The sequence below is a fragment of the Amycolatopsis sp. NPDC049252 genome, assembly GCF_043197175.1.
Taxonomy (GTDB): Bacteria; Actinomycetota; Actinomycetes; order Mycobacteriales; family Pseudonocardiaceae; genus Amycolatopsis.
Genome location: NZ_JBICSQ010000004.1, coordinates 347,586 through 369,717 on the forward strand (window position 1 = coordinate 347,586; position 22,132 = coordinate 369,717).

Here is a 22,132-nt window from a genome sequence, read left to right on the forward strand (position 1 = left end):
TGCGGCGCGGCCGCGTGGCTCAGGTCTCGGGACCCTGCCGCTCGGCTTGTTCGTGTTGCTCGTGCGCGATGAGCTCGTTGAGCCAGCGCACCTCCCGCTCGCTGGTCTCCAGACCCAGCCGGTGCAGCTCGCGGGTGTAGCGATCGATCCTCTCCTCGGTCCTGGCCAGCGCGGCCCGCAAACCCTCGCGGCGCTCTTCGACGCGCCGCCGCCTGCCTTCGAGGATCCGCATCCGCACGTCGGCCGGGGTCCGCGAGAAGAAGGCCAGGTGAACACCGAACCCCTCGTCGTCCCAGGTCTGCGGCCCGGCGTCGCCGAGCAGCTCACCGAAGCGCTCCTTGCCCTCCGCGGTGAGCTTGTAGACCCGGCGGCCCCGCCGGGACCACGCGCGGTCGTCGGCTTCGTCGAGCTCTTCGACCAGGTACCCGGCCCGCAGCAGCCGCCGCAGGGTCGGGTACAGCGAGCCGTACGAAAACGTCCGCAGCGTGCCGAGCGTCTCGTGCAGCCGCTTGCGCAGCACGTACCCGTGCATGGGGGCTTCGTGCAGAAGACCCAGGATCGCGAACTCCAGCACGGGCACCCCCTTCCGGGAACAAACCTCGGCGACCGGCGTTGCTCCGAATGATCGCCTCGGTCCAACCTACTCAGCCACTATATCGCCCCGATACATCGAAGTGGCGAAGCCAACAGGCGAGTTCAGCGCATCGTGGGCGAAATTCACCGGAGAGTTATCGAACGTCCGGCGTGTCCCCGGCGGCCGCGAGACAGGTCACGCTAGGGGGCGTGGACCACACAGGAAGAGCCCGTACTCTGTCCTGGTGATTAACCAGCGGCAGGTCGTGGACTTCGCCTTGCAGCGCCGTGCGCTGCTGGCCGAAGTCCGCTCCGGGCGCGTCGGCAGCCATGAGGCCTGCGACGCGAGCCCGTACCTGCTGCGGGCGGCGAAGTTCCACGGCCGGGCCGGTGACCAGCCCTGTCCGATCTGCCGCCAGGAACCGTTGACCCTGGTGTCCTGGGTCTACGGTGACGAACTCAAGCACGTCGCGGGCTCGGCGAGGACCCCCGAAGAGCTGGCCAGGATGGCCGGCCGGTTCGCCGAGTTCACCGTGTACGACGTCGAGGTGTGCCGTGCTTGTCACTGGAACCACCTGGTCCGGTCGTACGTCCTCGGTACGGGGGAGCCGGCCGACGGTCCGCGAAGGACCGCGGGCCGGTGAGCTGGAACACAACCGCTGAAGAGCGCAGAACGGCGCACTACCGGGCGCCGGTCTGGGAGGCCCATTCGTGAACGACGATCGCAACCGCTCCTGGCCCGGCCAGGAGCCAGATGCACCTCGCCGTGCCCAGTCAGGCCCGTGGCCGGGGGAAGACCCCGGACCGGCGTGGCCCGGCGAAGAAGCCCCCCGCCGTCCCCAACGCGGTACGCCGCCCCGTGGCGTCCCCAGCGGACGCGGTGGCGCCCCGGAGTGGCCCTCCGGCGACGAAGGCGGCCCGCAGTGGCCCGCCGACGAGCCGGCCCGGCGCCCGCAGCGTCCCCGTCAGCAGGGCATGCCGGCGCGCCGGCCGGTGCCGCCGCCCCCCGGGCAGCGGCCCCAGCAGGGTCCGCCCGGCTCGCCCCCGCAGGGCTTCCGCCAGCCACCGGGCGGCCGCCGTCCGGTGCCGCCGCCCGGGCGTGAACCGGACCTGATCACCCACCACGCGCACAACGGCACCGACGACCTCGGCCGCGACCCGTACGACGACGGTTACGACGACGACGCCGCCTTCAACGAATACGCCGACGACGTCGAGCCCCAGGAAGAGCTCGACGAAAAGGGCAAGAAGGTCCTGACGCCGGCGCAGAAGAAGAAGCGCCGCTGGAAGATCATCCGCCGGTGCGCCTACGTCTTCTTCGGGTTGTTCGTCGTGGTGCCCGCGATCGCGTTCGTCATCACCTACTTCCTGGTGGACGTGCCGACGCCGGAGAGCATCAAGGCGCTGCAGAGCCAGCCGATCACCTACTACGACGCGGGTGGCCAGCTCATGGGCCGCGAGCTGCCGCCGGGCGGTGACCGCCAGCTGCTCAAGCCGGGCGAGGTCCCCGAGGTCGTCAAGCACGCCGTGTACTCGGCGGAGGACGCGACGTTCGAGACCAACTCGGGCTTCGACGTCACCGGCATCCTGCGCGCGGTCTTCAACCAGGTCACCGGCGGCCAGGGTGGTGGTTCGACGATCTCCCAGCAGTACATCAAGCAGGCGACGCAGAACGACCAGCAGACGCTGACCCGCAAGTGGACCGAGCTGGCGAAGTCGTTCAAGATGAACAACCAGCAGTCCAAGGAAGAGATCATCACTTCCTATCTGAACATCGTCTACTTCGGACGCGGGGCCAACGGCATCCAGGCGGCCGCGAAGGCCTACTTCAACAAGGACGCCAAGGACCTCAACGCTTCCGAAGCCTCCCTGCTGGCCGGCCTGATCCAGGGTCCGGGCCGCTCGGAAAACGAGGCGTACGCCCAGAAGCGCTGGACGTACGTGATGGACCAGATGGTGGCCAACAAGTGGCTGCCGCAGGCCGACCGGAACGCCGCGCAGTACCCGACGCCGATCCCGAAGAACTCCAACAAGGAGCAGGACTCGGGGAAGATGACCTACCAGCTCCAGCAGCGGATCAAGGACGAGCTGGCGGCCAAGGGCTACGACGAGAACAAGCTGTTCTCCACCGGCGCGAAGATCTTCACCACGATCGACCCGGCGGCGCAGGCCGCGGCGGAGCAGGCCTCCCAGGAGGGCATGAAGGGCCAGACCGACGAAAACCTGCTGAACGCGCTGGTCGCCGTCAACCCGAAGACGGGCGGGGTGATCGCCTACTACGGCGGGCCGGAACTGGTGAAGGACGCCAACGGCAAGGACCAGATCGGGCAGGACCGCGCCAACCAGGCACGCAACCCGGGTTCGTCGGTCAAGGCGTTCGACCTCACGGCGTTCCTCAAGATGGGCAAGGGCCTCGGCGAGACGTTCGACGGCTCGAACAACCGGGTGCTCGGCGGCCGCACCGTCCGGAACGCGGGTGACAGCGCGAGCTGCGGCAAGGACTGCACCGTCGCGAAGGCGATGGAGATCTCGGCGAACACCGTGTTCTACGACATGGTCCTGAACGTGACGAAACCGTCGCGGGTCGCGGAAGCGGCCAAGGAGGCCGGGGTCAAGGTCGCGCCGGACGGCAAGAGCGTCCTCTACACCGACGACAACAACATCTCGCTCGGTGGTGGTGGCACGGCCGTGACGCCGGAGGACATGGCGGCGGCGTACGCGTCGTTCGCCAACGGCGGCACCTACCACGAGCAGCACTTCGTCTCGAAGCTGACGAACGGCCAGGACGAGGTGGAGTTCGACGAGAACAACATCAAGACCAACCCGGCGTTCGACGACGACGCGTCGAAGAGCCAGCAGATCGCGGGCAACGTCACCGAGGCGCTGGGGCCGGTCATCAAGCACTCGAACCTGAAGTGCCCGACCGGCCACGAATGCGCCGGCAAGACCGGTACCCAGCAGTACACGGCGAAGGCCGACGACCCGAAGTCGTACGGCGACCGCAACGCGCAGACCTGGATGGTGGGCTACACGCCGTCCGTGTCGGCCGCGGTCTGGGTCGGCGGCGACGGCAACAAGCCGCTGCACGACCCGAAGAACAAGCCGATCTTCGGTGCCACCATCGCCGGTCCGACCTGGCAGAACTTCATGAACCTCTACCTCAAGGGCAAACCGGCGGAGAAGTTCGACAAGGTGGCCCCGATCGGCAAGGACGCCGCGACGGTGACTGCGACGCCGACACCACCGCCGAGCACACCGACCACGACGACGACGCCGACCACGCCGGAAACGACGACGAGCACCGAGCCGACGAACACCGACACGAACACGTCGACGAAGCCGAGCCGGCCCACGCTGACCCGGCCCGGTCCGGGTGGGCCCGGTGATCCCGGCATCGGCAACACGTTCGGCGGAGGTGGTGGGGGAGTCGCCTCGCCACCGGGCGCCGGCCCGGGTTAGCACGTTCCCGTTCAGGGCCCTCCGCGAGCACGCGGAGGGCCCTGAACCGGTTCCGGAGTGATCATCCGGCAACCCGCGGGCTCCACGCGCGTCCCTTCCAACAGGGGGTGGCGGCTGTCGCCATTCCAAGCTGACTGGAGGACTGCCCCGTGCCCGACGATCGATCCCGCTCCTGGCCCGGCCAGGGTCCTGATCCGCGCCGTCAGGGGCCGTCCGGACCGCAGGGACCCCGCGCCGGCCAGGGTCCGCGCCGCCCACCGACTCCGCCGGGGGGCCGGCCGCAGCAGCAGCCACCGCCGCGCCAGCCGCAACAGCCGTGGCAGCAGCCGCGCGGCCACCGGCCGGAGCCGCCGCCGATGAGCGGCGGGCCCGAGCTGATGACGCACCACGCGTACGAGGAAGCGGACGGCTACGACGACCCGGAGCCCGACGGCGACGGCAAGCCGGTCCTCACCCCGGAACAGCGGAAGAAGCGGCGCTGGAAGATCATCCGGCGCGTCGCCTACGGCGTCGTCGGGGTGTTCGTCGTGCTCCCGGCGATCGCGTTCGTCATCACGTACTTCCTGGTCGACGTCCCGTCGCCGACGGAGGTCGCGCAGAACCAGAGCCAGGCGGTGACGTACTTCTACGCCGACGACTCGCCGATGGGCAAGGACGTGCCGCGCGGCGGGAACCGGGTGCTGCTCAGCCCCGAGCAGATCCCCGACATCATGAAGCACGCGGCGATCGCGACCGAGGACTCCTCGTTCGAGACGAACTCCGGCTTCGACGTCACCGGCCTGCTGCGCGCCGTGTTCAACCAGGCCACCGGCGGTACCGGCGGTGGTTCGACGATTTCGCAGCAGTACATCAAGAAGGCCACCGACAACGACGCCCCGACGTTGACGCGCAAGTGGACCGAGCTGGCCAAGTCCTTCAAGATGAACCAGACGTACGAGAAGAAGGACATCATCACCGCGTACCTGAACATCATCTACTTCGGGCGCGGGGCGTACGGGGTGGGCGCGGCGTCGCAGGCCTTCTTCCACAAGGACGCGAAGGATCTGACCTACTCGGAGGCGGCGCTGCTCGCCGGGCTGATCCAGCAGCCGGGCCGGTCGGAGAACGACAAGGTCGCGCACGACCGCTGGAACACCGCGCTCGACCGGATGCTGAACAACAACTACATCAGCGCGGCCGACCGCCAGTCGGCGCAGTTCCCGACGCCGATCCCGCTCGAGGACAGCAAGCAGCAGGCCGGCGCGCCGCCCGCGTTCATCGTGCAGCAGGTGAAGGACGAGCTCGCCGCGCACGACATCCCGGAGGACCGCTACTACTCCGGTGGCTTCCAGGTGCACACGACGATCGACCCGAAGGCGCAGCAGGCCGCGGAACAGGCGGCCACCGACGCGATGAAGGGCCAGGTCGACGACCAGCTGCTCAACGCGCTCGTCGCGGTCGACCCGAAGACCGGCGGTGTGCTCGCCTACTACGGCGGCAAGCCGATCGTCCAGGTCAACGGCCAGGACCAGGCCGGACGCGACTGGGCGGACACCCCGCAGAACCCGGGTTCGTCGATGAAGCCGTTCGACCTCACGGCGTTCCTGAAGATGGGCAAGGGCCTCGACGCGACGTTCGACGGCTCCAACAACCGCACGTTCGACGGCCGTGTCGTGCGCAACGCGGGCCCGGGCAGCAGCTGTTCGAAGGAGTGCACGGTCTCCGAGGCGATGATGCGCTCGGCGAACACGGTGTTCTACGACATGGTCCTCAACCAGACGAAGCAGGGCCCGGTCAAGCAGGCCGCGCAGGAGGCCGGCGTCACGACCAAGGACGACGGCGGCCAGTCGATCATCTCGACCAAGGACAACAACATCTCCCTCGGCGGTGGGGAAACCCAGATCACGCCGGTGGACATGGCCTCGGCGTACGCGACCTTCGCGGCCAACGGCGAGCAGCGGGCCCGGCACTTCGTGACGAAGGTCGTCAACGGGCAGAACGAGGTCGCGTACGAGGCCTCGACGGACTCCAAGCCGGCGTTCGACAGCGACTCGGACAAGAGCCGCCAGATCGCCGGGAACGTCACCGAAGCGCTCAAGCCGGTGATCGACTTCTCGCACCTGAAGTGCCCCGCCGGCCACGAGTGCGCCGGCAAGACCGGGACGCAGCAGCACACGAAGACCGCGGGTGAGCCGGCGTGGGCGGCGAACGCGAACTCGCAGACCTGGATGGTCGGCTACACGCCGTCGGTCTCGGTGGCGGCCTGGGTCGGCGGCGACGGCAACAAGCCGCTGCACGGCAAGAACAACTCGCCGATCTACGGCTCGACCATCGCCGGTCCGATGTGGCAGAAGTTCCTGTCGCTGTACCTGGCGGGCAAGCCGGGCGAGAAGTTCGACAAGGTCGACCGCATCGGTGGTGAGGTCGCGCCGCCGCCGTCGTCCGACGTCGCGACGACGACCGACTCGACGCCGACGGACGAGAACGCCGACCAGGGCGGCGGCGACCAGGGTGACAACGGCGGGAACAACGGCAACGACCACGGTCACGGCAACCAGTCGTCGACGCCGGAGAGCACGCCGAAGCACACGAAGCCGACGTCGTCGAAGGAGACGCCGACCTCGGGAGCCGACCCGGGCAACTAGCCACGGCTGAACCACGGTGGGCCGCGGTACGTGTGCCCTCCGAGAGGACTGCGTCCGCAGCCCACCGTGGAGGCCGGCCCGTGACCAACGACCGAACCCGCACTTCGCGCGGTCGCGCTCCCGATCCGCGCCGCCGTACCCGACGGCCGTCGGCCCGGCCGCTGCCGCGCGCCGGGCTGCAGGGCAGCGAACCGGAGCTGATCACCCACCACGTCCACAACGGCACCGAGCCGGACGACCCGCCGACGGTGCCGATCATCCGGCAGCGCCCGGGCCAGCCGCCGCGGCGCCCCCGGCCGAGCACCGAGCAGGACGTGCGGAAACAGCGCTGGCGACGGATCCGCCGGATCGGTTACGTCGTGGCGGGGCTGTTCTTCGTGGTCCCCGCGATCGCGTTCGTGATCACGTACCTGGCCGTCGACGTCCCGTCACCGGAGACCGTCGCGCAGGCGCAGGGCCAGGCCGTTACGTATCTGTTCAGCGACGGCACCGAGATGGGCAAGGACGTGCCCACCGGCGGGAACCGGCAGATCCTGGCCGCGAACCAGATCCCGGACGTCGTCAAGAAAGCCGTGATCGCGACCGAGGACGCGTCGTTCGAGACGAACTCGGGCTTCGACGTCGGCGGCATCCTGCGGGCGGCGTACAACCAGGTCACCGGCGGTTCCGGCGGTGGTTCGACGATCTCCCAGCAGTACATCAAGAACGCCTCCGGCGACGACGATCCGACGCTCACGCGCAAGTGGACCGAACTCGCGAAGTCGTTCAAGATGAACCAGACCTACGAGAAGGCGGACATCATCACCGCCTACCTCAACATCATCTACTTCGGCCGCGGCGCGTACGGCATCCAGGCCGCCGCCCAGGCCTACTTCGGCCAGGACGTCGGCCAGCTCGACTACTCGCAGGCCGCGTTGCTCGCCGGGCTGATCCAGCAGCCGGGACGCTCGGAGAACACCGCCGTCGCCACGGCCCGCTGGACCACGGCGCTGGACCGGATGCTGAAGAACGGTTACCTGACGCCGGCCCAGCGCGCGTCGGCGAAGTTCCCGACCCCGATCCCGCTGGTGGAGAGCAAGCAGGCCGGCGCGCTGAACCCGTTCGTCAAGAAGCAGGTCAAGGCGGAACTGGCGGCGCAGGGGATCAGCGAGCAGGAGTACTACCGCGGCGGGTTCCAGGTGTTCACCACGATCGACTCGCAGGCGCAGCAGTCGGCCGAGCAGGCGGTGACCGAGGGGATGGCCGACCAGACCGACGACCGGATCCTCGACGCGCTGGTCGCCGTCGACCCGAAGACCGGCGGGGTGCTCGCCTACTACGGCGGTGCCCCGGTGGTGAAGGGCCCGAACGGCGAGGACCAGGCCGGACGCGACTGGGCGGACGAGCCGCACAACCCCGGGTCGTCGATGAAGCCGTTCGACCTCGCGGCGTTCCTCAAGCTCGGCCGCGGCCTCGACGCGCGGTTCGACGGCACCTCACCACGCACGTTCCCCGGCGTCGACCTGCCCATCCGCAACGCGGGTGACAGCAGCAGCTGCTCCGAGCAGTGCACCGTCGCCGAGGCGATGCAACGGTCCACGAACACGGTGTTCTACGACATGGTGCTGAACGTGACGAAGCCGTCCGGGGTGGCGGAAGCCGCGCAGGAGGCGGGCGTCCGGACTTCCGGCAACGGTGGGCGCAGCCAGTTGTTCACCGGCGACAACAACATCTCGATCGGCGGCGGCGGCACGGAGGTCACGCCGGCGGACATGGCCTCGGGCTACGCGACGTTCGCCGCGGGCGGCGTCCAGCGTGAACGCCACTTCGTGCAGAAGGTGACCAACGCGAACGGCGAAACGGCGTACGAGGCCAAGAACCGGTCCACGGACGCCTTCGCCGACAACGACCCGGCCCGCAGCGCGCAGATCGCGGGCAACGTGACGGCGGCGCTGGCCCCGGTGATCCAGTTCTCACGCCTGACCTGCCCGGCGGGCCACGAGTGCGCCGGCAAGACCGGCACCCAGCAGCACACCCCGCAGAACGACGAACCGGCGTCGGCGGCCAACGCGAACGCCCAGACATGGATGGTCGGGTACACGCCTTCGGTTTCGGCGGCGGTCTGGGTCGGCAGCGACGGCGACAAAGCCCTGCGCAGCCCGACGGGCGCACCGATCTTCGGGTCGACCCTGGCCGGCCCGATCTGGGACCGCTTCATGCAGCTGTACCTGCAGGGCAAACCGGCCGAGCGCTTCGACCGCGTGGCGGCGATCAGCTCCCCGGTGGACCAGGTCCAGGTCCAGCAGCCGCCTCAGCAACCGCAACAGCAGCAACAACAACAGCAGCAGCGCGACCCGCGGAACCAGCAGGCCCAGCCCGGCAACCGCCAGCAGCAGGACCAGCTCCGCCAGTTCCAGCAACGGCTTCAGCAACTGCAGGACCGGCAGCGCAACCGCAACGGCGGTAACAACAACGGCAACACCACGGGGAACAACACCACGGGCAACACCGGAACCGGGAACACCGGCACGGGCAACGGGAACGACTCCGGCCAGAGCGGCAGCCCGAACCCGGGCGGCTGAGGCGGGAAAGAAGGTGGCCGTGACCCCAGTACTGGGGGTTACCGAGGTCACGGCCGGTCTGTGGGGTCAGAGCTCGACGACGGTTCCTTCGACGCCGGAGCGGTGCGCCGCCTCGATCACGCGCAGCGCGGCGACCGACGACTCCGGGTCGACCGGGAACTCGCCCTCGCCGCGCAGGGCGTCGCGCACCTGGGCGTAGAACTGCTCGTAGCGGCCGGTCAAGGTGGGCACGGTCTTGAGGTCGTTGCCGACGCCGATCGTGCCCGCGTCCGCGGCCGGCTCCACGCCCCAGCCGTCGTCGCCGGGCCGCATGCCCGTCTTGATCTGGGGTTCCTGCACGTCGAGGCCGTACTTGGTGAACGTCGCCTGGTCGCCGAGCACGCGGAACCGCGGGTTCAGGGTGCCCGCGAGCGCCGTCGCCCACAGGTGTGACCGGACGCCGTTCGCGTGGTGCAGCGCGACGAACACGTCGTCGTCGACCTGGACGCCGGCGCGGCGGCGGTCGACCTCGGCGTAGACCCGGGTGACCGGGCCGAACAGCTGCAGCGCCTGGTCGACGATGTGCGCGCCGAGGTCGTAGAGCAGGCCGCCTGCCTCGGCCGGGTCGCCGAACTCGCGCCAGTTGTCCTTCGGCTTGGGCACCCAGCGGTCGTAGCGGGATTCGAAGCGGAACACCTCGCCGAGCCGACCGGAGTCGAGCACCTGGCGCACGGTGAGGAAGTCGGAGTCGAGCCGGCGGTTCTGGAACACCGTGAGCCCGACGCCCGCCGCCTTCGCCGCGGCGACGACCCGCTCGGCCTCGGCCGCGGTCGGCGCGAACGGCTTGTCCACGACCACCGGCACGCCGGCCTCGATGGCCCGCAGCGCGAGCGGCACGTGCGTGCGGTTCGGGGTGCTGACGACGATCAGGTCGAGGTCGCCCGCGTGCTCGAACAGCGCGTCGGCGTCCGGCACGACCTCGGCGCCCGGGTAGTCGGTGCGCGCCTGGACGGCGTTGCTCGACGTTGTGATCACGGCCGGGGTCAGCCCGGGGGTCGCCGCCACCAGCGGTGCGTGGAAGACGCGTCCCCCGATGCCGTACCCGAGGATGCCCACCCGCAAGTCGTCCACCATGCCGCCCATTAAACAACAGTGTTGCGAAATTGACCAGGCATGCGAAGATCTCATCCATGGCGGCCACCGGGAGGAACCTGCGCAACGTGCGTGAGCACAACCGCGCCCTCCTGCTCGCGCACATCCTGCGGGCCGGCGGCCTCAGCCGGGTCGAGCTCGCCGAACGCACCGGGCTGACCCAGCAGGCCGTGTCCAAAATCGTGCCCGAACTCCTCGACGCCGGCCTGCTGGACGAGGAACGTCAGCCGTCCGTGGGGGTCGGCAAGCCCCGCACGCAGCTGACCGTCCGGTCCAGCGCCCGGCACGCGCTCGGCGCCCGCCTCGACCGCGACGAGTACCGGGTGCTGCGGACCAACCTCATCGGCGAGGTCGAAGAGACGGCGGGCGGCCCGCTCCCGGTCGGTTTCACCCCCGAACAGGCCGTCGAGGCCATCGGCGCCACCGCGCTCGAACTCGCCGACGGCTTCCCGGTGCTCGGCCTCGGCCTGGGCGCGGTCGGCCCGCTGGACCACATCGCCGGCCTGGTCCGTGACGCTACGAGCATGCCCGGCTGGCACGACGTCCCCCTGCGCGATCTGCTCGAGAAGCGCACCGGCCTGCCGGTGCTGCTGGACAAGGACACCAACGCCGCCGCGTTCGCCCAGCTGTGGCCGCACGGCGAGCCGACGGCGACGGCGGTCGTGCTGGTCGGCACCGGCATCGGCGTCGGCCTGCTGATCGACGGCCGGCTCTACCGGGGGCCGCGGACCAACGCGGGTGAGTTCGGGCACACCACGATCGCCTACGACGGCCCCCGCTGCGCCTGCGGACGGCGCGGCTGCGTCGAGATCATGGCCAAGCAGGCCCCCGACACGCGGACCGCGGCCGGCTTCCTCGGGATCGGCCTCGCCGACCTCGTCCAGGTCCTCGATCTGGAACGGATCGTGCTGGCCGGACGGGCCGTGCGGGACGAACCGGGCACGTACCGTGACGCCGTTTCCGAGCGGCTCGAGGAGCTCCTGCCGCTGCCGCACTGGCAGCGCATCGAGGTCGTGGAGGACTCCTTCGGCGAGGAGATCGTCACGCACGGCGCGGCCGCCGAGGTCCTGGCCTCGTACTACGCGAATCCGGCATGATCGTCGCCTTCACTCCGGCGTCGGGCCATCACCGATAACATCCCGGTCGTGCCAGAGGAGACCACGCGCGAGCCGGACCCCGGCCCCGTGACGCTGAGCAGGGCGGATCGGGTCGTCCCGAGCTGGAACGACCCACTCGCGGCGGCGGTCACCAGACCCGTCGGCGGCCCGCTCGGCGAGCACGCCGCGGTCGGCAGGCACTGGTTCTGGTCCCCGCAGCGCGTCGGCCTGCTGCTGGCGACCCTGGCCCTGATGCTCTGCTGGTTCGGCAAGGGCTCCTGCATCCAGCAGTACCAGGACTCGAGCGGCGCCACCCAGCTCGACTGGCGCGCGGGCCGCCCGTTCGTCGCGATGTGTTACTCCGACATCGTGCCGCTCTACAGCTCCGAGCGGCTCGACCGACCGAGCACCTTCCCGTACTACACGTCGTGGAAGGAGAGCTCGCAGACCGCGGAGAACGACACCCGGTACATGGAGTACCCGGTGTTCACCGGGCTCTTCCAGTGGGTTAACGCGAAGCTCGCGGCGGGCTGGCTCAACATCGCCGAAAGCGGCTGGCTACCCGGCGCGCTACCCGTGGCGATCTACTTCAACATCACCGCGTTCTTCCTGTCGATGGCCTGGCTGGTCACCGTCTGGGCGACCGGGCGGACGATGAAACGGCGTCCGTGGGACATGGTGCTGGTGGCGGCGTCACCGCTGGTCCTGGTGCACGCGTTCACCAACTTCGACACGATCGCGACCGCGTTCACGGCCACCGGCCTGCTCGCCTGGTCCCGGAAACGGCCGCTGCTCGCCGGGCTCCTGCTCGGCCTTGGCGCGACCGCGAAGCTCTACCCGCTGCTGCTGCTCGGCGTGCTGTTCGTGCTTTGCCTGCGCGCCGGGAAGCTGACACCGTTCTGGCGCACCGCGACGGCCGCCGTCGTGACGTGGGTGGCGGTGAACGCGCCGTTCATCCTCACCGCGACCCGCGGCTGGTGGGAGTTCTTCCGGATGAACACCCTGCGGCCGATGGACCCGGACTCGCTCTACAACGTCTTCTCGTACACGACCGGCTGGGCCGGGTTCGACGGCGTGCTGCAGAAGAACCAGACGCCGACGTACCTCAACTGGACGATCGCCGTGCTGTTCCTCGCGTGCTGCGCGGGCATCGCGTACGTAGCGCTGGCCGCGCCTCGCCGGCCACGCCTCGGGCAGCTCGCGTTCCTCGTCGTGGCCGCGTTCCTGCTGACCAACAAGGTGTGGAGCCCGCAGTACTCGCTGTGGCTCGTGCCGCTGGCCGTGCTGGCGATCCCGCGCTGGCGGCTGCTGCTCGGCTGGATGCTGATCGACGCGTTGGTCTGGGTACCGCGGATGTTCTACTACCTCGGCGTCGACCACAAGGGCCTGCCCGAAGGCTGGTTCCTGGGCACGGTCGTGGTCCGCGACCTGGCCGTCGTCGCGCTGTGCGTGCTGGTGGTCCGGGAGATCTACCACCCGGCGACCGACCTGATCCGGGCCGCCGGTGACGACGACCCGGCCGGCGGCTTCCTCGACGGCGCCCGGGACGTGATCATCCCGAACGCCACCCGGCGCCGCCGGAAGGCCGTCGCCGTCCCTAGCTGAGCTGCTCCTTCAGGTAGGCGATGTCGGCGGCCTGGCCGTCGGGCGGGGTCTCGACGATCACCGGGGCGCCGGCCTCGCGGGCGACCGCGACCAGCGCCTCGGGGTCGATCGTGCCCTCGCCGTGCACGACGCTCGCGTGCCTGTCGCGCGTCGAGCCGAACTCGTCGCGGGAGTTGTTCAGGTGCACGAGGTCGATCCGGCCGGTGATGGCCTTGACCTTCTCGACGGCGGTCGAGAGGTCCCAGCCCGCCGCGTAGGCGTGGCAGGTGTCGAGGCAGAACCCGGCGCCGAACTCGCCGACCTTGTCCCACAGCCGAGCGATGACCTCAAGGTCGCGGGTGATCGCGTTCTCGCCGCCGGCGGTGTTCTCGATCAGGATCGGGACCTTGAAGCCGCCCTTCTCCTGCTCGCGCTCGAACAGCTTGCGCCAGTTGTCCAGGCCGGCCTCGACGTCGTCGGTGTCGCCGACGTGCCCGCCGTGCACGATCAGGCCCTTCGCGCCGACCGCGGCGGCCCCGTCCGCGTGCTGCGTGACGTTCTTGCGGGACGGGATCCGGATCCGGTTGTTCAGCGAGGCGACGTTGATGAGGTACGGCGAGTGGATGAAGACCTCGACCGGGTCGGCCAGGATGGCCTCGCCGTGCGGGTGCGGCTTCGGGGCCTTCCAGCCCTGCGGGTCGGAGAGGAAGAACTGGACGACGTCGGCTTTGCGGTCGGCCACCGCGGTCAACGGGTCGTCGTCACGGACATGGGCGCCAATCAGCATGCCGAGCACGCTACTCCGGGATGAACTTCGGGCTTGGTGAACCGGTTGGTGACGCTCGTGGAGTACCGTGAGCGCGTTCCGTGATCCAGATTGGTCCGACTGCCGGAGGGCATCGATGGGGAAGCACGTCGCCCGGATCACCGCACTGGGGTTCACCCTCGCCGCCTCGGCCGCGTTCGCGGCACCGGGCGTGGCGAGCGCGGACACCAGCCCGACCCTCGGCGGCGACTGCGCGGCCACGCTCCAGAACGGCCAGGCCCGCGACGCGAAGACGGGCCTGCTGCTGGACGCGGGCGCCCCGCTCAACTCCCCGGACCGGCTGACCGTCGGCCTCGATTCGAGCGCGAAGAACACCAACGGCTCGGCCCCGCTGCTGACCCTCCCGGTCGGCGACACGGTGCGCGCGCTCGGCATCGGTGACGTGCCGGTGGTCGGCGACGCCGCGGCGAAGGCCGTCTGCCCCACCGCGCAGGGCGCGGTCAATGCGGTCGGGAACACGACGCAGGGACTCCTGCAGGGCGTCGGCGCGCCGACGCTGCCCGTGCCGCCGGGAACGCCGCCGACTCCGCCCCAGCAGCCGCCCCCGCCCGGGCAGACACCTCCGGGTCAGACCCCGCCCGGCGACAGCACCGGCCCGGTCACCGGCGGTTCCGGTGGCGCCGGCCTGCCCGGCGACGCGATCTCGGGCATCTTCACCAACGCCGCGCTCCTGCCCGGCAGCCTGGTGCAGGCGCCGGTGATCGCCCAGATCATCCCCGGCCAGCAGGTCCCGACGGTCGACGAGCAGAAGTCCGGCACGGCGGAGGCGCTGCCCGGCGTCACCCCGCCGGCGAAGCTGCCGATGCTGCTCGCGGTGCTGGCCCTCGCGATCGTCGCGGCGGCCCTCGTCCGCGCCTGGATCCGCCGCAATCCCGCCTGAGATTCACCCACGGTGACGCCCCCTTCCACTCGAATGCCGGACATTCCTGAGCGAGCGGGCGTCACCCGAGTGCCTTAACGTCGTTGTCCTGGGCAGAGGGCACGAGACGAGGGGCGGCGAGCATGGAGAACCGGGCACGCAGAGCAACGGCGGTCGGTGCGACGGCGTTCGTCCTCGCGGGTTCGGCTGTGCTTGGGCTGCCCGGCACCGCGTCCGCGGCCGAGACGAAGACCGTGCCCTGCGGCAGCACCGTGGACGCGAAGCCCGGTGACAAGATCCAGGGCACGCTGCTCGGCCTGCCGCTGCCCGTCGACCTGGGCATCGTCGGACAGGCGACCACCGTGCTCACCTCCGCCGTCGGCGGCCTGCTCAACACGGTCTGCAAGGTCACCGTCAACGTGGTGAACACCGTCGTGTCGCCGGTCCCCGTGGTCGGCGCGCCGCTGGCGAGCGCGGTCAACCAAGGTGCCGACGGCCTCAACACCGCCGCGACCGGCGGCCTCAACACGATCAACGGCGGCGGCAAGCAGCAGTCGCCCGCGCCCGGCTCGGGCGGCAACCCGCAGCAGAACCCGCCCGCCCAGGGCACTCCTGGTGGCGCTCCGGCGGGTGGCACCCCGCAGGGCGCCACCCCGATCCCGGACGCCAACAGCCCGCTCCTGCCCGGGTTCGCGAGCAGCCCGGTGTTCGGCGGCTTCCCGTTCACCGTCGGGACCGGCTACGCGCCGATGCGCGACTACAGCGGGATCCCGTTCGCGACGGCCGGGTTGTTCACGCCGTCACCCGCCATCCGGTACGGCAGCCAGATCCCGGGTTACGCCCCACAGTTCGGCCTCACCGGTCCGAACGACCCGGCGGCCGGCAACTCCGGAATCCAGACCGCGGGACGCGCCGAAGCACTACCCTCCGCGCAGGACGGTTTCACGAACGGGTCGAATCTCCCGCTCTTGATCGCCGTTTTGGCACTCTCCGGAGTCAGCGCAGGCCTGGTCCGCACTTGGGTACTCCGCCGGATGGCCGCTGCCAATTGAGCCGACTGCCGAGTATCTTTCACGTATCCCCGTCGTTGATCCTGGTGTTGCTGTTGCCTAGGACCGCGCCCCGATAACCCTCCGGAGGACAGTGCTCGTGCGGAAGATCCCCACCTGGCAGACCACCCGCCGCGCACTGACCGTCACCGCTGTCGCCGCCTTCGTCACCGGAGGCGCGTTCCTGTCCGCCGACACGGCCTCGGCCGCGACGACGCTCGCCGGCACCTGCTCGGGCTCGGTGAACGGCAGCATGGGCGACACGGTCGCGATCCAGGGCTCGTCGGTGAAGGAACTCGTCCGCAAGGGCGCACAGGACTACGTGAACTCTCACCTTTGGACCGTTGCGACCGTGTGGCCGAACTCCCTGGCCGACACGATCGCGGGCAAGGGCGCGCTGAATGTCGGCCAGGTGCCGAACGCCGCGGGCGGCACGATCCCGGGCACCGCGGTCGGCAGCACCGTCGCCGCCGCGCTCAAGGGCGCCAACGGGCTCGGCGTGCTGGACGGCACCAAGAACGAGGTGCTCAGCGCGGTCTCGGCAAACGTCGCCAAGAGCTGTGGCCTGACCACGATCGCCACGAACTACGTCGCGCCGGGCCAGCCGGGTGCGGGCGGCACCGGCGCCCAGCAGGGCGGCGGCACCGCGACCGGCCCCGGCGGCTCGACCGGCAACCTCTCGAACCTGAACCCGGGCACCGCGGGCGGCAGCGGCGGTACCGCGCCGATGCGCGACTACGGCGGCATCCCCACCGCGACCGCGGGTACCGCCGTCGCGCCGGGCGTGCGCTACCCGGCCAACGGCACGCTCCCCGGTGACGCCACCGCGCCGCAGGTCGGCGTCGGCGACCAGGCCGGCCAGGGCGCCGACGTCCGCGACGCCGGCAACGCGCAGTCGCTGTCCTCGCCCGCCGGCCCGAACGACGTCCAGCTGCCGATGCTGCTCGCGGTGATCGTGCTCGCCGGCGTCACGGCGGGCCTCGTCCGCACCTGGGTCCTGCGCCGCGCGAGCTGACCCCCGGCGACCCCCGGAAGACCCCACTGTCGGGCGCTGTCGTACCCCCCAGGTAGCCTTACCTGGACAAACCCTCCTGTCACGGACAGTCCGTGACCGCGAGCCCATAGGAGGTGAGTGGTTGTGTCACGCCATTACGAGGTAATGGTCATCCTGGACCCCACGCTCGACGAGCGCACTGTCGCTCCGACGCTGGACACCTTCCTCAACGTCATCCGCACTTCGGGCGGCAGCGTGGAGAAGGTCGACGTCTGGGGCCGGCGCCGGCTTTCGTACGAGATCAAGAAGCACGCGGAGGGCATCTACGCCCTGCTGGACCTGAACTCGTCTTCGGACGCGGTGAAGGAGCTGGACCGCCAGCTTTCGCTGCAGGAGACCGTTCTCCGCACCAAGGTCATGCGTCGCGAGATCAAGCGCGCCGCGGCCAAGCCGCCCGTCGCCGCCAAGGCCTGAGCCGAAGGGTATTCCCGATGGCTGGAGACACCGTCATCACGGTGATCGGCAACCTGACGTCCGACCCGGAACTGCGTTTCACCCCGTCCGGTGCGGCGGTCGCGAACTTCACCGTCGCGTCCACGCCCCGCACGCTCGACAAGCAGTCGGGCGAGTGGAAGGACGGCGAGGCGCTGTTCCTGCGCTGCAACATCTGGCGCCAGGCGGCGGAGAACGTCGCCGAGTCCCTGACCCGCGGCGCCCGCGTCGTCGTGCAGGGCCGCCTGAAGCAGCGGTCGTTCGAGACGAAGGAAGGCGAGAAGCGCACCGTCGTCGAGCTCGAGGTCGACGAAATCGGCCCCTCGCTGCGCTACGCCACGGCCAAGGTCAACAAGGTCAGCCGCGGTGGCGGCGGCGGTGGTGACTTCGGCGGCGGAGGCGGCGGCGGCGGTGGCAACCGCGGCGGTGGCGGCGGCATGCCCGCCGACGACCCGTGGGGTTCGGCCCCGCCCGCCGGTGGCGGCGGTGGCGGTGGCGGCTTCTCGGACGAGCCCCCCTTCTGATCTCGTACACATCCACAAGATTTGAAATTCCAGGAGTAACCAGTGGCCAAGCCACCCATTCGCAAGCCCAAGAAGAAGGTCTGCGTGTTCTGCAAGGCCGAGAAGAAGGGCCGCCCGGAACTGATCGACTACAAGGACACCAACCTGCTGCGGAAGTACATCTCCGACCGCGGCAAGATCCGTGCCCGTCGCGTCACCGGCAACTGCAGCCAGCACCAGCGTGACATCGCCATCGCGGTCAAGAACTCCCGCGAGATGGCGCTGCTGCCCTACACCTCGACCGCGCGCTAGGAGGCACGGAGATGGCGAAGATCATCCTCACCACCGACGTGGCCAACCTCGGCGGCCCCGGCGACGTCGTCGAGGTCAAGGACGGCTACGCGCGCAACTACCTGCTCCCGCGGGGTTACGCGATCGCGGCCACCAAGGGCGCGGAGAAGAACGTCCGCACGATCCAGCGCGCGCAGGAGAGCCGTCGCATCCGCGACCTCGACCACGCCAAGGAGATCAAGGCGACGCTGGAGGGCCTCGGCGCCATCCAGCTCACCGGCAAGTCGGCCGAGGGCTCGAAGAAGCTCTTCGGTTCGATCACGTCGGCCGAGATCGTGGACGCGATCAAGGCGGCCGGTGGCCCGCTGCTCGACAAGCGCGTCATCGAGCTGCGCGACCACATCAAGACCGTCGGCAAGCACTCGGTCGGCGCCCGGCTCCACCCGGACGTCAAGGTCGAGGTGCGGCTCGAGGTCAAGGCCAAGTAGCACCTGGCACGTCGTGAAGGCGGGTCGCCCCTGGTGGGCGGCCCGCCTTCACGCGTTTCGGGGGAACCCCGGACACCACGGCCACGTCGTAGGAGAATGGGCGGGGACGCGAAGGGGATGGATCCGGATGGGTAACGAGGTCAACATGTCGGCGCCGGCCGGCGGCGGTGGCGGCTTCACGTTCGACGCCGACAAGATCGACGGCATCATCAAGCAGTGGCAGGACCTCCAAGCCGACCTCAAGCGCGACTACGACGACGCCAACCTGATGGCGAACGTCAAGGCGCCCGGCAAGGAGTTCGCCAGCGGCGACTGGGAGAAGCTCGCGAACCCGTCCGGCAAGGCCTTCCTCGAGCAGAACAAGAAGATGCAGGAGTACGTCAAGAACTACATCGAGGCGTTGACGGCCGCGAAGAAGAAGATCACCACCAACGAGTCGGAGACGCAGGCCGGCCTTTCGAAGACGGGGAACCAGGCCACGTGAACCGACGACTTCTCGCCGTCCCGGCACTGGCCTTCGCCGTGCTCGCCGTCGCCGGCTGCTCGAGCCGGACCGGGGGCACCGCCAACCCGGCGCCGTCCGCCGAACCCAGCGGCAGCGAGTCGGCCTCCCAGCCCGCCGCCGGCTCCGCACCGCGGGTGCCGAGCCCGCTGAACGCCGCGAGCATCACCTCGGACGCCTGCGCGACGCTCAACGCGGCCGGGCGCTCCGCACTGAGCCTCGGCGACGGCACCCCGCGCAGCACGGCCAACGGCCCGAGCTGCACGTTCCAGGAGGCCGCCGACCCGGGCAACCAGATCGACGTGACCACGGTGACGGCGAACAAGAACGGGCTCCAGGACGTCTACGACACGAAGGCGAACGACGCCTACTTCGACGAGACGCAGGTGAGCGGGTACCCCGCCGTCTACGCCGCGGCGGCGGACGACCGCAAGGACGGCAAGTGCGGCCTGTTCGTCGGGGTGACCGACGAGCTGTCGGTCAACATCCTCGTGCAGTACGACAACGGCGCCGGCGCCGCGGACCCGTGCCCGGTGGCGCAGAAGTTCGGTGAATCGATGGTCCAGACCTTGATGGGGGGCTGAGATGCTGGAACTGGTCCTGCTCGGCGGGTTCGCCGCCTACAACATGGCGACCACCCACTCGGACGACCACACGTCGGTACAGGGTGATCGCAAGATCGACTGCTACGACATCTGGCACCAGATCACCACCGGGCCCGGCACGGGCTCGATCTCGAACGGCCAGGCGGCGGCGAGCCGGCTGAAGGGCGCCTACCAGGACCGGCTCACCACGATCGACGGCCTGGCCAAGGACATGGACGCGGCCTGGACCGGCGGCGGCTCCGAGGCGGCGCAGAACGCGGGCGCGCACCCGCTGCGGGTGTGGATGGAGGACTCGGGCACCAAGCTCACCGACTCCGACAAGTACCTCGGCGAGCAGAACAACGCGTTCACCACGGTGCACGCCCAGGTGCAGGAGGTCCCGAAGGACCCGCCGAAGAACAACCTGCTCAACGCGGTGACGCCGTGGACCACCGACACGGACCGGGCGATCCGCGACTACAACACCAAGGGCCAGGCCAACGTCGACGCCTTCAACACCTACTACAAGGCGAGCAACGACAACGGCCAGAAGATGCCGACGTACTCCGCGCTGCAGGGGCAGCAGGAGAACGTCAACGTCGACCAGGACAAGAACGGCAAGAAGAAGGACGACAAGAACGGGAACGGCCCGGGCGGCGGACCCGGTGGCGGCCCTGGCGGCGGTCCCGGTGGCGGTCCGGGCGGCGTGAACATGCCGGGGCCGGGCGGTGTGCCGTCCTTCGGCGGCGGCCCGGGTGGCGGTCCCGGCGGCAGCTTCGACCCGTCGAAGGTGCCGGGCGGGAGTTACGACCCGTCCAAGGTGCCGGGCTTCGACCCGTCGAAGGTCCCCGGCGGCGGGAACTACGACCCGTCGAAGGTCCCGACCGGCAACTACACCCCGCCGAACTTCACCTCCGACGGCACGCACTCGTCGGGCTTCTCGCCGTCGGACGTCCCGGGCGTGCCGAGCTTCGGCCCCGGGAGCGCCCCGAACTTTTCGGGCGGCGGTGGCGCCGGTGGCTTCGGGCCCGGCGGTTCCAGCGGGCTCGGCGGGATCGGCGACCCCACCGCGGGCTTCGGCCCGGGTGGCAGCGCGGGCTTCGGGCCCGGCGGCGCGACCGGTGCGGCGATGCCGGGTGGCGCGGGAGCGTCCGGCGCCGGCGGCCGCATGGGTGGCGGAGCCGGCGGCGCGATGGGCGCGGGCGGCGCGGCGGCGGGCCGCGGCGGAGCCACCGGGATGGGTGGCATGGGCGGGATGGGCCACGGCGCGAAGGGCCAGGGCGGCGGCGACGAGGAACGTTCGTCGAAGTACCTGCTCGGCGAGGACCCGAACGACATCTTCGGAACCGACGAGCTGACCGCCCCGCCGGTCATCGGCGAGTAGCACACGCGGGACCACCGGGCGCGTGCCAAGATTGGGCGCGCCCGGCTTTCCGGGTTCACCAAGCTGATCTTCACTAGGGGGAAGAGCGGTGCTGGACAGGCAGGTCACCCTTTCGACCGGCACCCTGATCAACCTGATCCGGCGCCGCGGCGGGGAGCCGCACACGGTCCTGGCCGAGACGCCGACCTGGTACAGCGACGAGGCCCAGCGCGCCGAGGACGAGCGCGTCAACACCGAGCTCACCAAGGCGGGACTGTTCGGCCCGCGCGGCATGCACCCCGGGTTCGTCGCGACGCTCGAAGCCGTCGCGCGGCCGCAGCTGGAGTACTACGGCTGGGTCGACGGCGGTTTCCAGGGCAAGCCGGTGAGCTACCGGCTGCTCGCCGGCAGCGCCGGCGGCGAGGCGTTCGTGCTCGCGAAGCACGAGCAGCTCGACGTCGTCGTCCTGGAGTCGACCCGGCCCGGCGAGCTGCTCGACGACTTCCTCGGCCAGATCCCGAAGCTCGCCCCGGGCCGCGGGACGCCGCTCGCGGTGCCGAAGAGCCAGCTCGAGGGGTCCGGCCGCCGCGACGACGACGGCTTCGCCGTGATGCGCAACGACCGGCCGGCCGACGGCTCGCAGGAGGCCGACGAGCTCCGGCGGATCCTCGCGTTACGCCGAATGGGCAGCGGCAGCCTCTACGTGGCGGCCCGCAGCCGCACCGGATCGTGGCAGCGCATCGAACGTCCGGTGAACTACATCGATACCTCGGAAGGCCGGTGGCTGACCGAAGAGGTACCGGGGCGTGGCGAGAGCCGGATCGCCTTCACCCCGGCCGACCAGCGCGTTCTCGCTGACCGGTTACGCAGCGCACAGGGCAGGCTCACAGCGGCGTGACATCCCGGCCGTTCAGCCCACCGAGTGACGGTTCTACCGTGCGTGATATTCATCCACAGGCCGCGACGCTCAATGGGCCCGGGCTGGCCCACGACACGCCGAGCGACGGGTTTCATGCGACACGCCGGACGGGTTTTGCGGAAGTTCTCCACACCTTACTCACAGGCCCTGACCTGCGGATTCACTGAAGGCGATCACGCTTGTCCCCAACTTGTCCACAGCTGTGGCGGCACCTGTGACTGGTTACCCCCATT

Annotated in this window: 20 protein-coding genes; 17 read left to right on the forward strand and 3 right to left on the reverse strand. The window is 70.1% G+C overall.

Features of this window, described 5'->3' with window-relative positions; translation table 11 throughout:
- Positions 1-19 precede the first annotated feature (19 nt).
- The gene (locus tag ACGFMK_RS09440; protein WP_323325114.1) at positions 20-574 is read right to left on the reverse strand and encodes a PadR family transcriptional regulator; all 555 of its coding nucleotides are present in this window, start codon (positions 572-574) and stop codon (positions 20-22) included.
- A gap of 244 nt (positions 575-818) precedes the next feature.
- Here ACGFMK_RS09440 and ACGFMK_RS09445 point away from each other — a divergent pair, with 244 nt between their 5' ends.
- The 4 genes from ACGFMK_RS09445 (at position 819) to ACGFMK_RS09460 (ending at position 9,217) form a co-directional block, all read left to right on the forward strand.
- Positions 819-1,217: a DUF5318 domain-containing protein gene (locus ACGFMK_RS09445; protein WP_323325117.1), complete on the forward strand. Its 399-nt coding sequence runs from the start codon at positions 819-821 to the stop codon at positions 1,215-1,217.
- Between the two features lie 331 nt (positions 1,218-1,548).
- On the forward strand, positions 1,549-4,032 hold the full coding sequence (locus ACGFMK_RS09450) for a transglycosylase domain-containing protein (RefSeq protein ID WP_392759962.1): 2,484 nt from the start codon (positions 1,549-1,551) through the stop codon (positions 4,030-4,032).
- 356 nt (positions 4,033-4,388) lie between these two features.
- Positions 4,389-6,656: a transglycosylase domain-containing protein gene (locus tag ACGFMK_RS09455; protein ID WP_392759963.1), complete on the forward strand. Its 2,268-nt coding sequence runs from the start codon at positions 4,389-4,391 to the stop codon at positions 6,654-6,656.
- Between the two features lie 80 nt (positions 6,657-6,736).
- Entirely contained in the window at positions 6,737-9,217 is a 2,481-nt protein-coding gene (locus ACGFMK_RS09460; RefSeq protein WP_392759964.1) for a transglycosylase domain-containing protein, read from the forward strand.
- Between the two features lie 66 nt (positions 9,218-9,283).
- Here ACGFMK_RS09460 and ACGFMK_RS09465 read toward each other — a convergent pair whose 3' ends face one another.
- The gene (locus tag ACGFMK_RS09465) at positions 9,284-10,330 is read right to left on the reverse strand and encodes a Gfo/Idh/MocA family oxidoreductase (protein WP_392759965.1); all 1,047 of its coding nucleotides are present in this window, start codon (positions 10,328-10,330) and stop codon (positions 9,284-9,286) included.
- Positions 10,331-10,386: 56 nt separating this feature from the next.
- Here ACGFMK_RS09465 and ACGFMK_RS09470 point away from each other — a divergent pair, with 56 nt between their 5' ends.
- Both ACGFMK_RS09470 and ACGFMK_RS09475 read left to right on the forward strand, forming a co-directional pair.
- Positions 10,387-11,445: an ROK family transcriptional regulator gene (locus ACGFMK_RS09470; protein ID WP_392759966.1), complete on the forward strand. Its 1,059-nt coding sequence runs from the start codon at positions 10,387-10,389 to the stop codon at positions 11,443-11,445.
- 48 nt (positions 11,446-11,493) lie between these two features.
- Positions 11,494-13,050, forward strand: a complete 1,557-nt coding sequence (locus tag ACGFMK_RS09475; protein ID WP_392759968.1) for a glycosyltransferase family 87 protein — start codon at positions 11,494-11,496, stop codon at positions 13,048-13,050.
- Here the strand turns inward: ACGFMK_RS09475 and ACGFMK_RS09480 are convergent.
- Positions 13,043-13,816, reverse strand: a complete 774-nt coding sequence (locus ACGFMK_RS09480; RefSeq protein ID WP_392759970.1) for a deoxyribonuclease IV — start codon at positions 13,814-13,816, stop codon at positions 13,043-13,045. The genes ACGFMK_RS09475 and ACGFMK_RS09480 overlap by 8 nt on opposite strands.
- Before the next feature lie 115 nt (positions 13,817-13,931).
- On the opposite strand from ACGFMK_RS09480, the gene ACGFMK_RS09485 reads away from it, so the two are divergent.
- The 11 genes from ACGFMK_RS09485 (at position 13,932) to ACGFMK_RS09535 (ending at position 21,878) form a co-directional block, all read left to right on the forward strand.
- Positions 13,932-14,735 carry a hypothetical protein gene (locus ACGFMK_RS09485; RefSeq protein WP_392759972.1) on the forward strand — a complete coding sequence of 268 codons (804 nt, stop codon included), beginning with the start codon at positions 13,932-13,934 and terminating at the stop codon, positions 14,733-14,735.
- A 188-nt stretch (positions 14,736-14,923) separates the two neighbouring features.
- Positions 14,924-15,766 carry a hypothetical protein gene (locus ACGFMK_RS09490; RefSeq protein ID WP_392759974.1) on the forward strand — a complete coding sequence of 281 codons (843 nt, stop codon included), beginning with the start codon at positions 14,924-14,926 and terminating at the stop codon, positions 15,764-15,766.
- Between the two features lie 91 nt (positions 15,767-15,857).
- Positions 15,858-16,778 (forward strand): hypothetical protein, encoded by a 921-nt coding sequence (locus ACGFMK_RS09495; RefSeq protein ID WP_392759976.1) that lies wholly within the window; start codon positions 15,858-15,860, stop codon positions 16,776-16,778.
- A gap of 123 nt (positions 16,779-16,901) precedes the next feature.
- Positions 16,902-17,231 (forward strand): 30S ribosomal protein S6, encoded by a 330-nt coding sequence (gene rpsF, locus ACGFMK_RS09500; RefSeq protein WP_323325134.1) that lies wholly within the window; start codon positions 16,902-16,904, stop codon positions 17,229-17,231.
- Positions 17,232-17,248: 17 nt separating this feature from the next.
- On the forward strand, positions 17,249-17,773 hold the full coding sequence (locus ACGFMK_RS09505; protein ID WP_392759978.1) for a single-stranded DNA-binding protein: 525 nt from the start codon (positions 17,249-17,251) through the stop codon (positions 17,771-17,773).
- Between the two features lie 42 nt (positions 17,774-17,815).
- Positions 17,816-18,064, forward strand: a complete 249-nt coding sequence (gene rpsR / locus ACGFMK_RS09510) for a 30S ribosomal protein S18 (RefSeq protein WP_003098744.1) — start codon at positions 17,816-17,818, stop codon at positions 18,062-18,064.
- 11 nt (positions 18,065-18,075) lie between these two features.
- Positions 18,076-18,531, forward strand: a complete 456-nt coding sequence (rplI, locus tag ACGFMK_RS09515; protein WP_323325143.1) for a 50S ribosomal protein L9 — start codon at positions 18,076-18,078, stop codon at positions 18,529-18,531.
- Positions 18,532-18,658: 127 nt separating this feature from the next.
- The gene (locus tag ACGFMK_RS09520; protein ID WP_392759980.1) at positions 18,659-19,015 is read left to right on the forward strand and encodes a hypothetical protein; all 357 of its coding nucleotides are present in this window, start codon (positions 18,659-18,661) and stop codon (positions 19,013-19,015) included.
- Positions 19,012-19,617 carry a DUF3558 domain-containing protein gene (locus ACGFMK_RS09525; RefSeq protein WP_392759981.1) on the forward strand — a complete coding sequence of 202 codons (606 nt, stop codon included), beginning with the start codon at positions 19,012-19,014 and terminating at the stop codon, positions 19,615-19,617. Before ACGFMK_RS09520 ends, ACGFMK_RS09525 begins: the two co-directional genes overlap by 4 nt.
- Before the next feature lies 1 nt (position 19,618).
- A complete protein-coding gene (locus ACGFMK_RS09530; protein ID WP_392759983.1) occupies positions 19,619-21,001 on the forward strand; it encodes a hypothetical protein in 1,383 nt (460 codons plus the stop codon).
- 88 nt (positions 21,002-21,089) lie between these two features.
- A complete protein-coding gene (locus tag ACGFMK_RS09535; protein ID WP_392759985.1) occupies positions 21,090-21,878 on the forward strand; it encodes an ESX secretion-associated protein EspG in 789 nt (262 codons plus the stop codon).
- Positions 21,879-22,132 lie beyond the last annotated feature (254 nt).

Excerpts from the sequence above, each read along its gene's own strand:
- ACGFMK_RS09520 (WP_392759980.1), top strand. The coding sequence starts at position 18,659 with ATGGGTAACGAGGTCAACATGTCGGCGCCGGCCGGCGGCGGTGGCGGC.
- ACGFMK_RS09465 (WP_392759965.1), bottom strand. The coding sequence starts at position 10,330 with ATGGTGGACGACTTGCGGGTGGGCATCCTCGGGTACGGCATCGGGGGA.
- rplI (WP_323325143.1), top strand. The coding sequence starts at position 18,076 with ATGGCGAAGATCATCCTCACCACCGACGTGGCCAACCTCGGCGGCCCC.
- ACGFMK_RS09450 (WP_392759962.1), top strand. The coding sequence starts at position 1,549 with ATGCCGGCGCGCCGGCCGGTGCCGCCGCCCCCCGGGCAGCGGCCCCAG.
- ACGFMK_RS09480 (WP_392759970.1), bottom strand. The coding sequence starts at position 13,816 with ATGCTGATTGGCGCCCATGTCCGTGACGACGACCCGTTGACCGCGGTG.
- ACGFMK_RS09485 (WP_392759972.1), top strand. The coding sequence starts at position 13,932 with ATGGGGAAGCACGTCGCCCGGATCACCGCACTGGGGTTCACCCTCGCC.
- ACGFMK_RS09505 (WP_392759978.1), top strand. The coding sequence starts at position 17,249 with ATGGCTGGAGACACCGTCATCACGGTGATCGGCAACCTGACGTCCGAC.
- ACGFMK_RS09530 (WP_392759983.1), top strand. The coding sequence starts at position 19,619 with ATGCTGGAACTGGTCCTGCTCGGCGGGTTCGCCGCCTACAACATGGCG.
- ACGFMK_RS09455 (WP_392759963.1), top strand. The coding sequence starts at position 4,389 with ATGAGCGGCGGGCCCGAGCTGATGACGCACCACGCGTACGAGGAAGCG.
- ACGFMK_RS09470 (WP_392759966.1), top strand. The coding sequence starts at position 10,387 with ATGGCGGCCACCGGGAGGAACCTGCGCAACGTGCGTGAGCACAACCGC.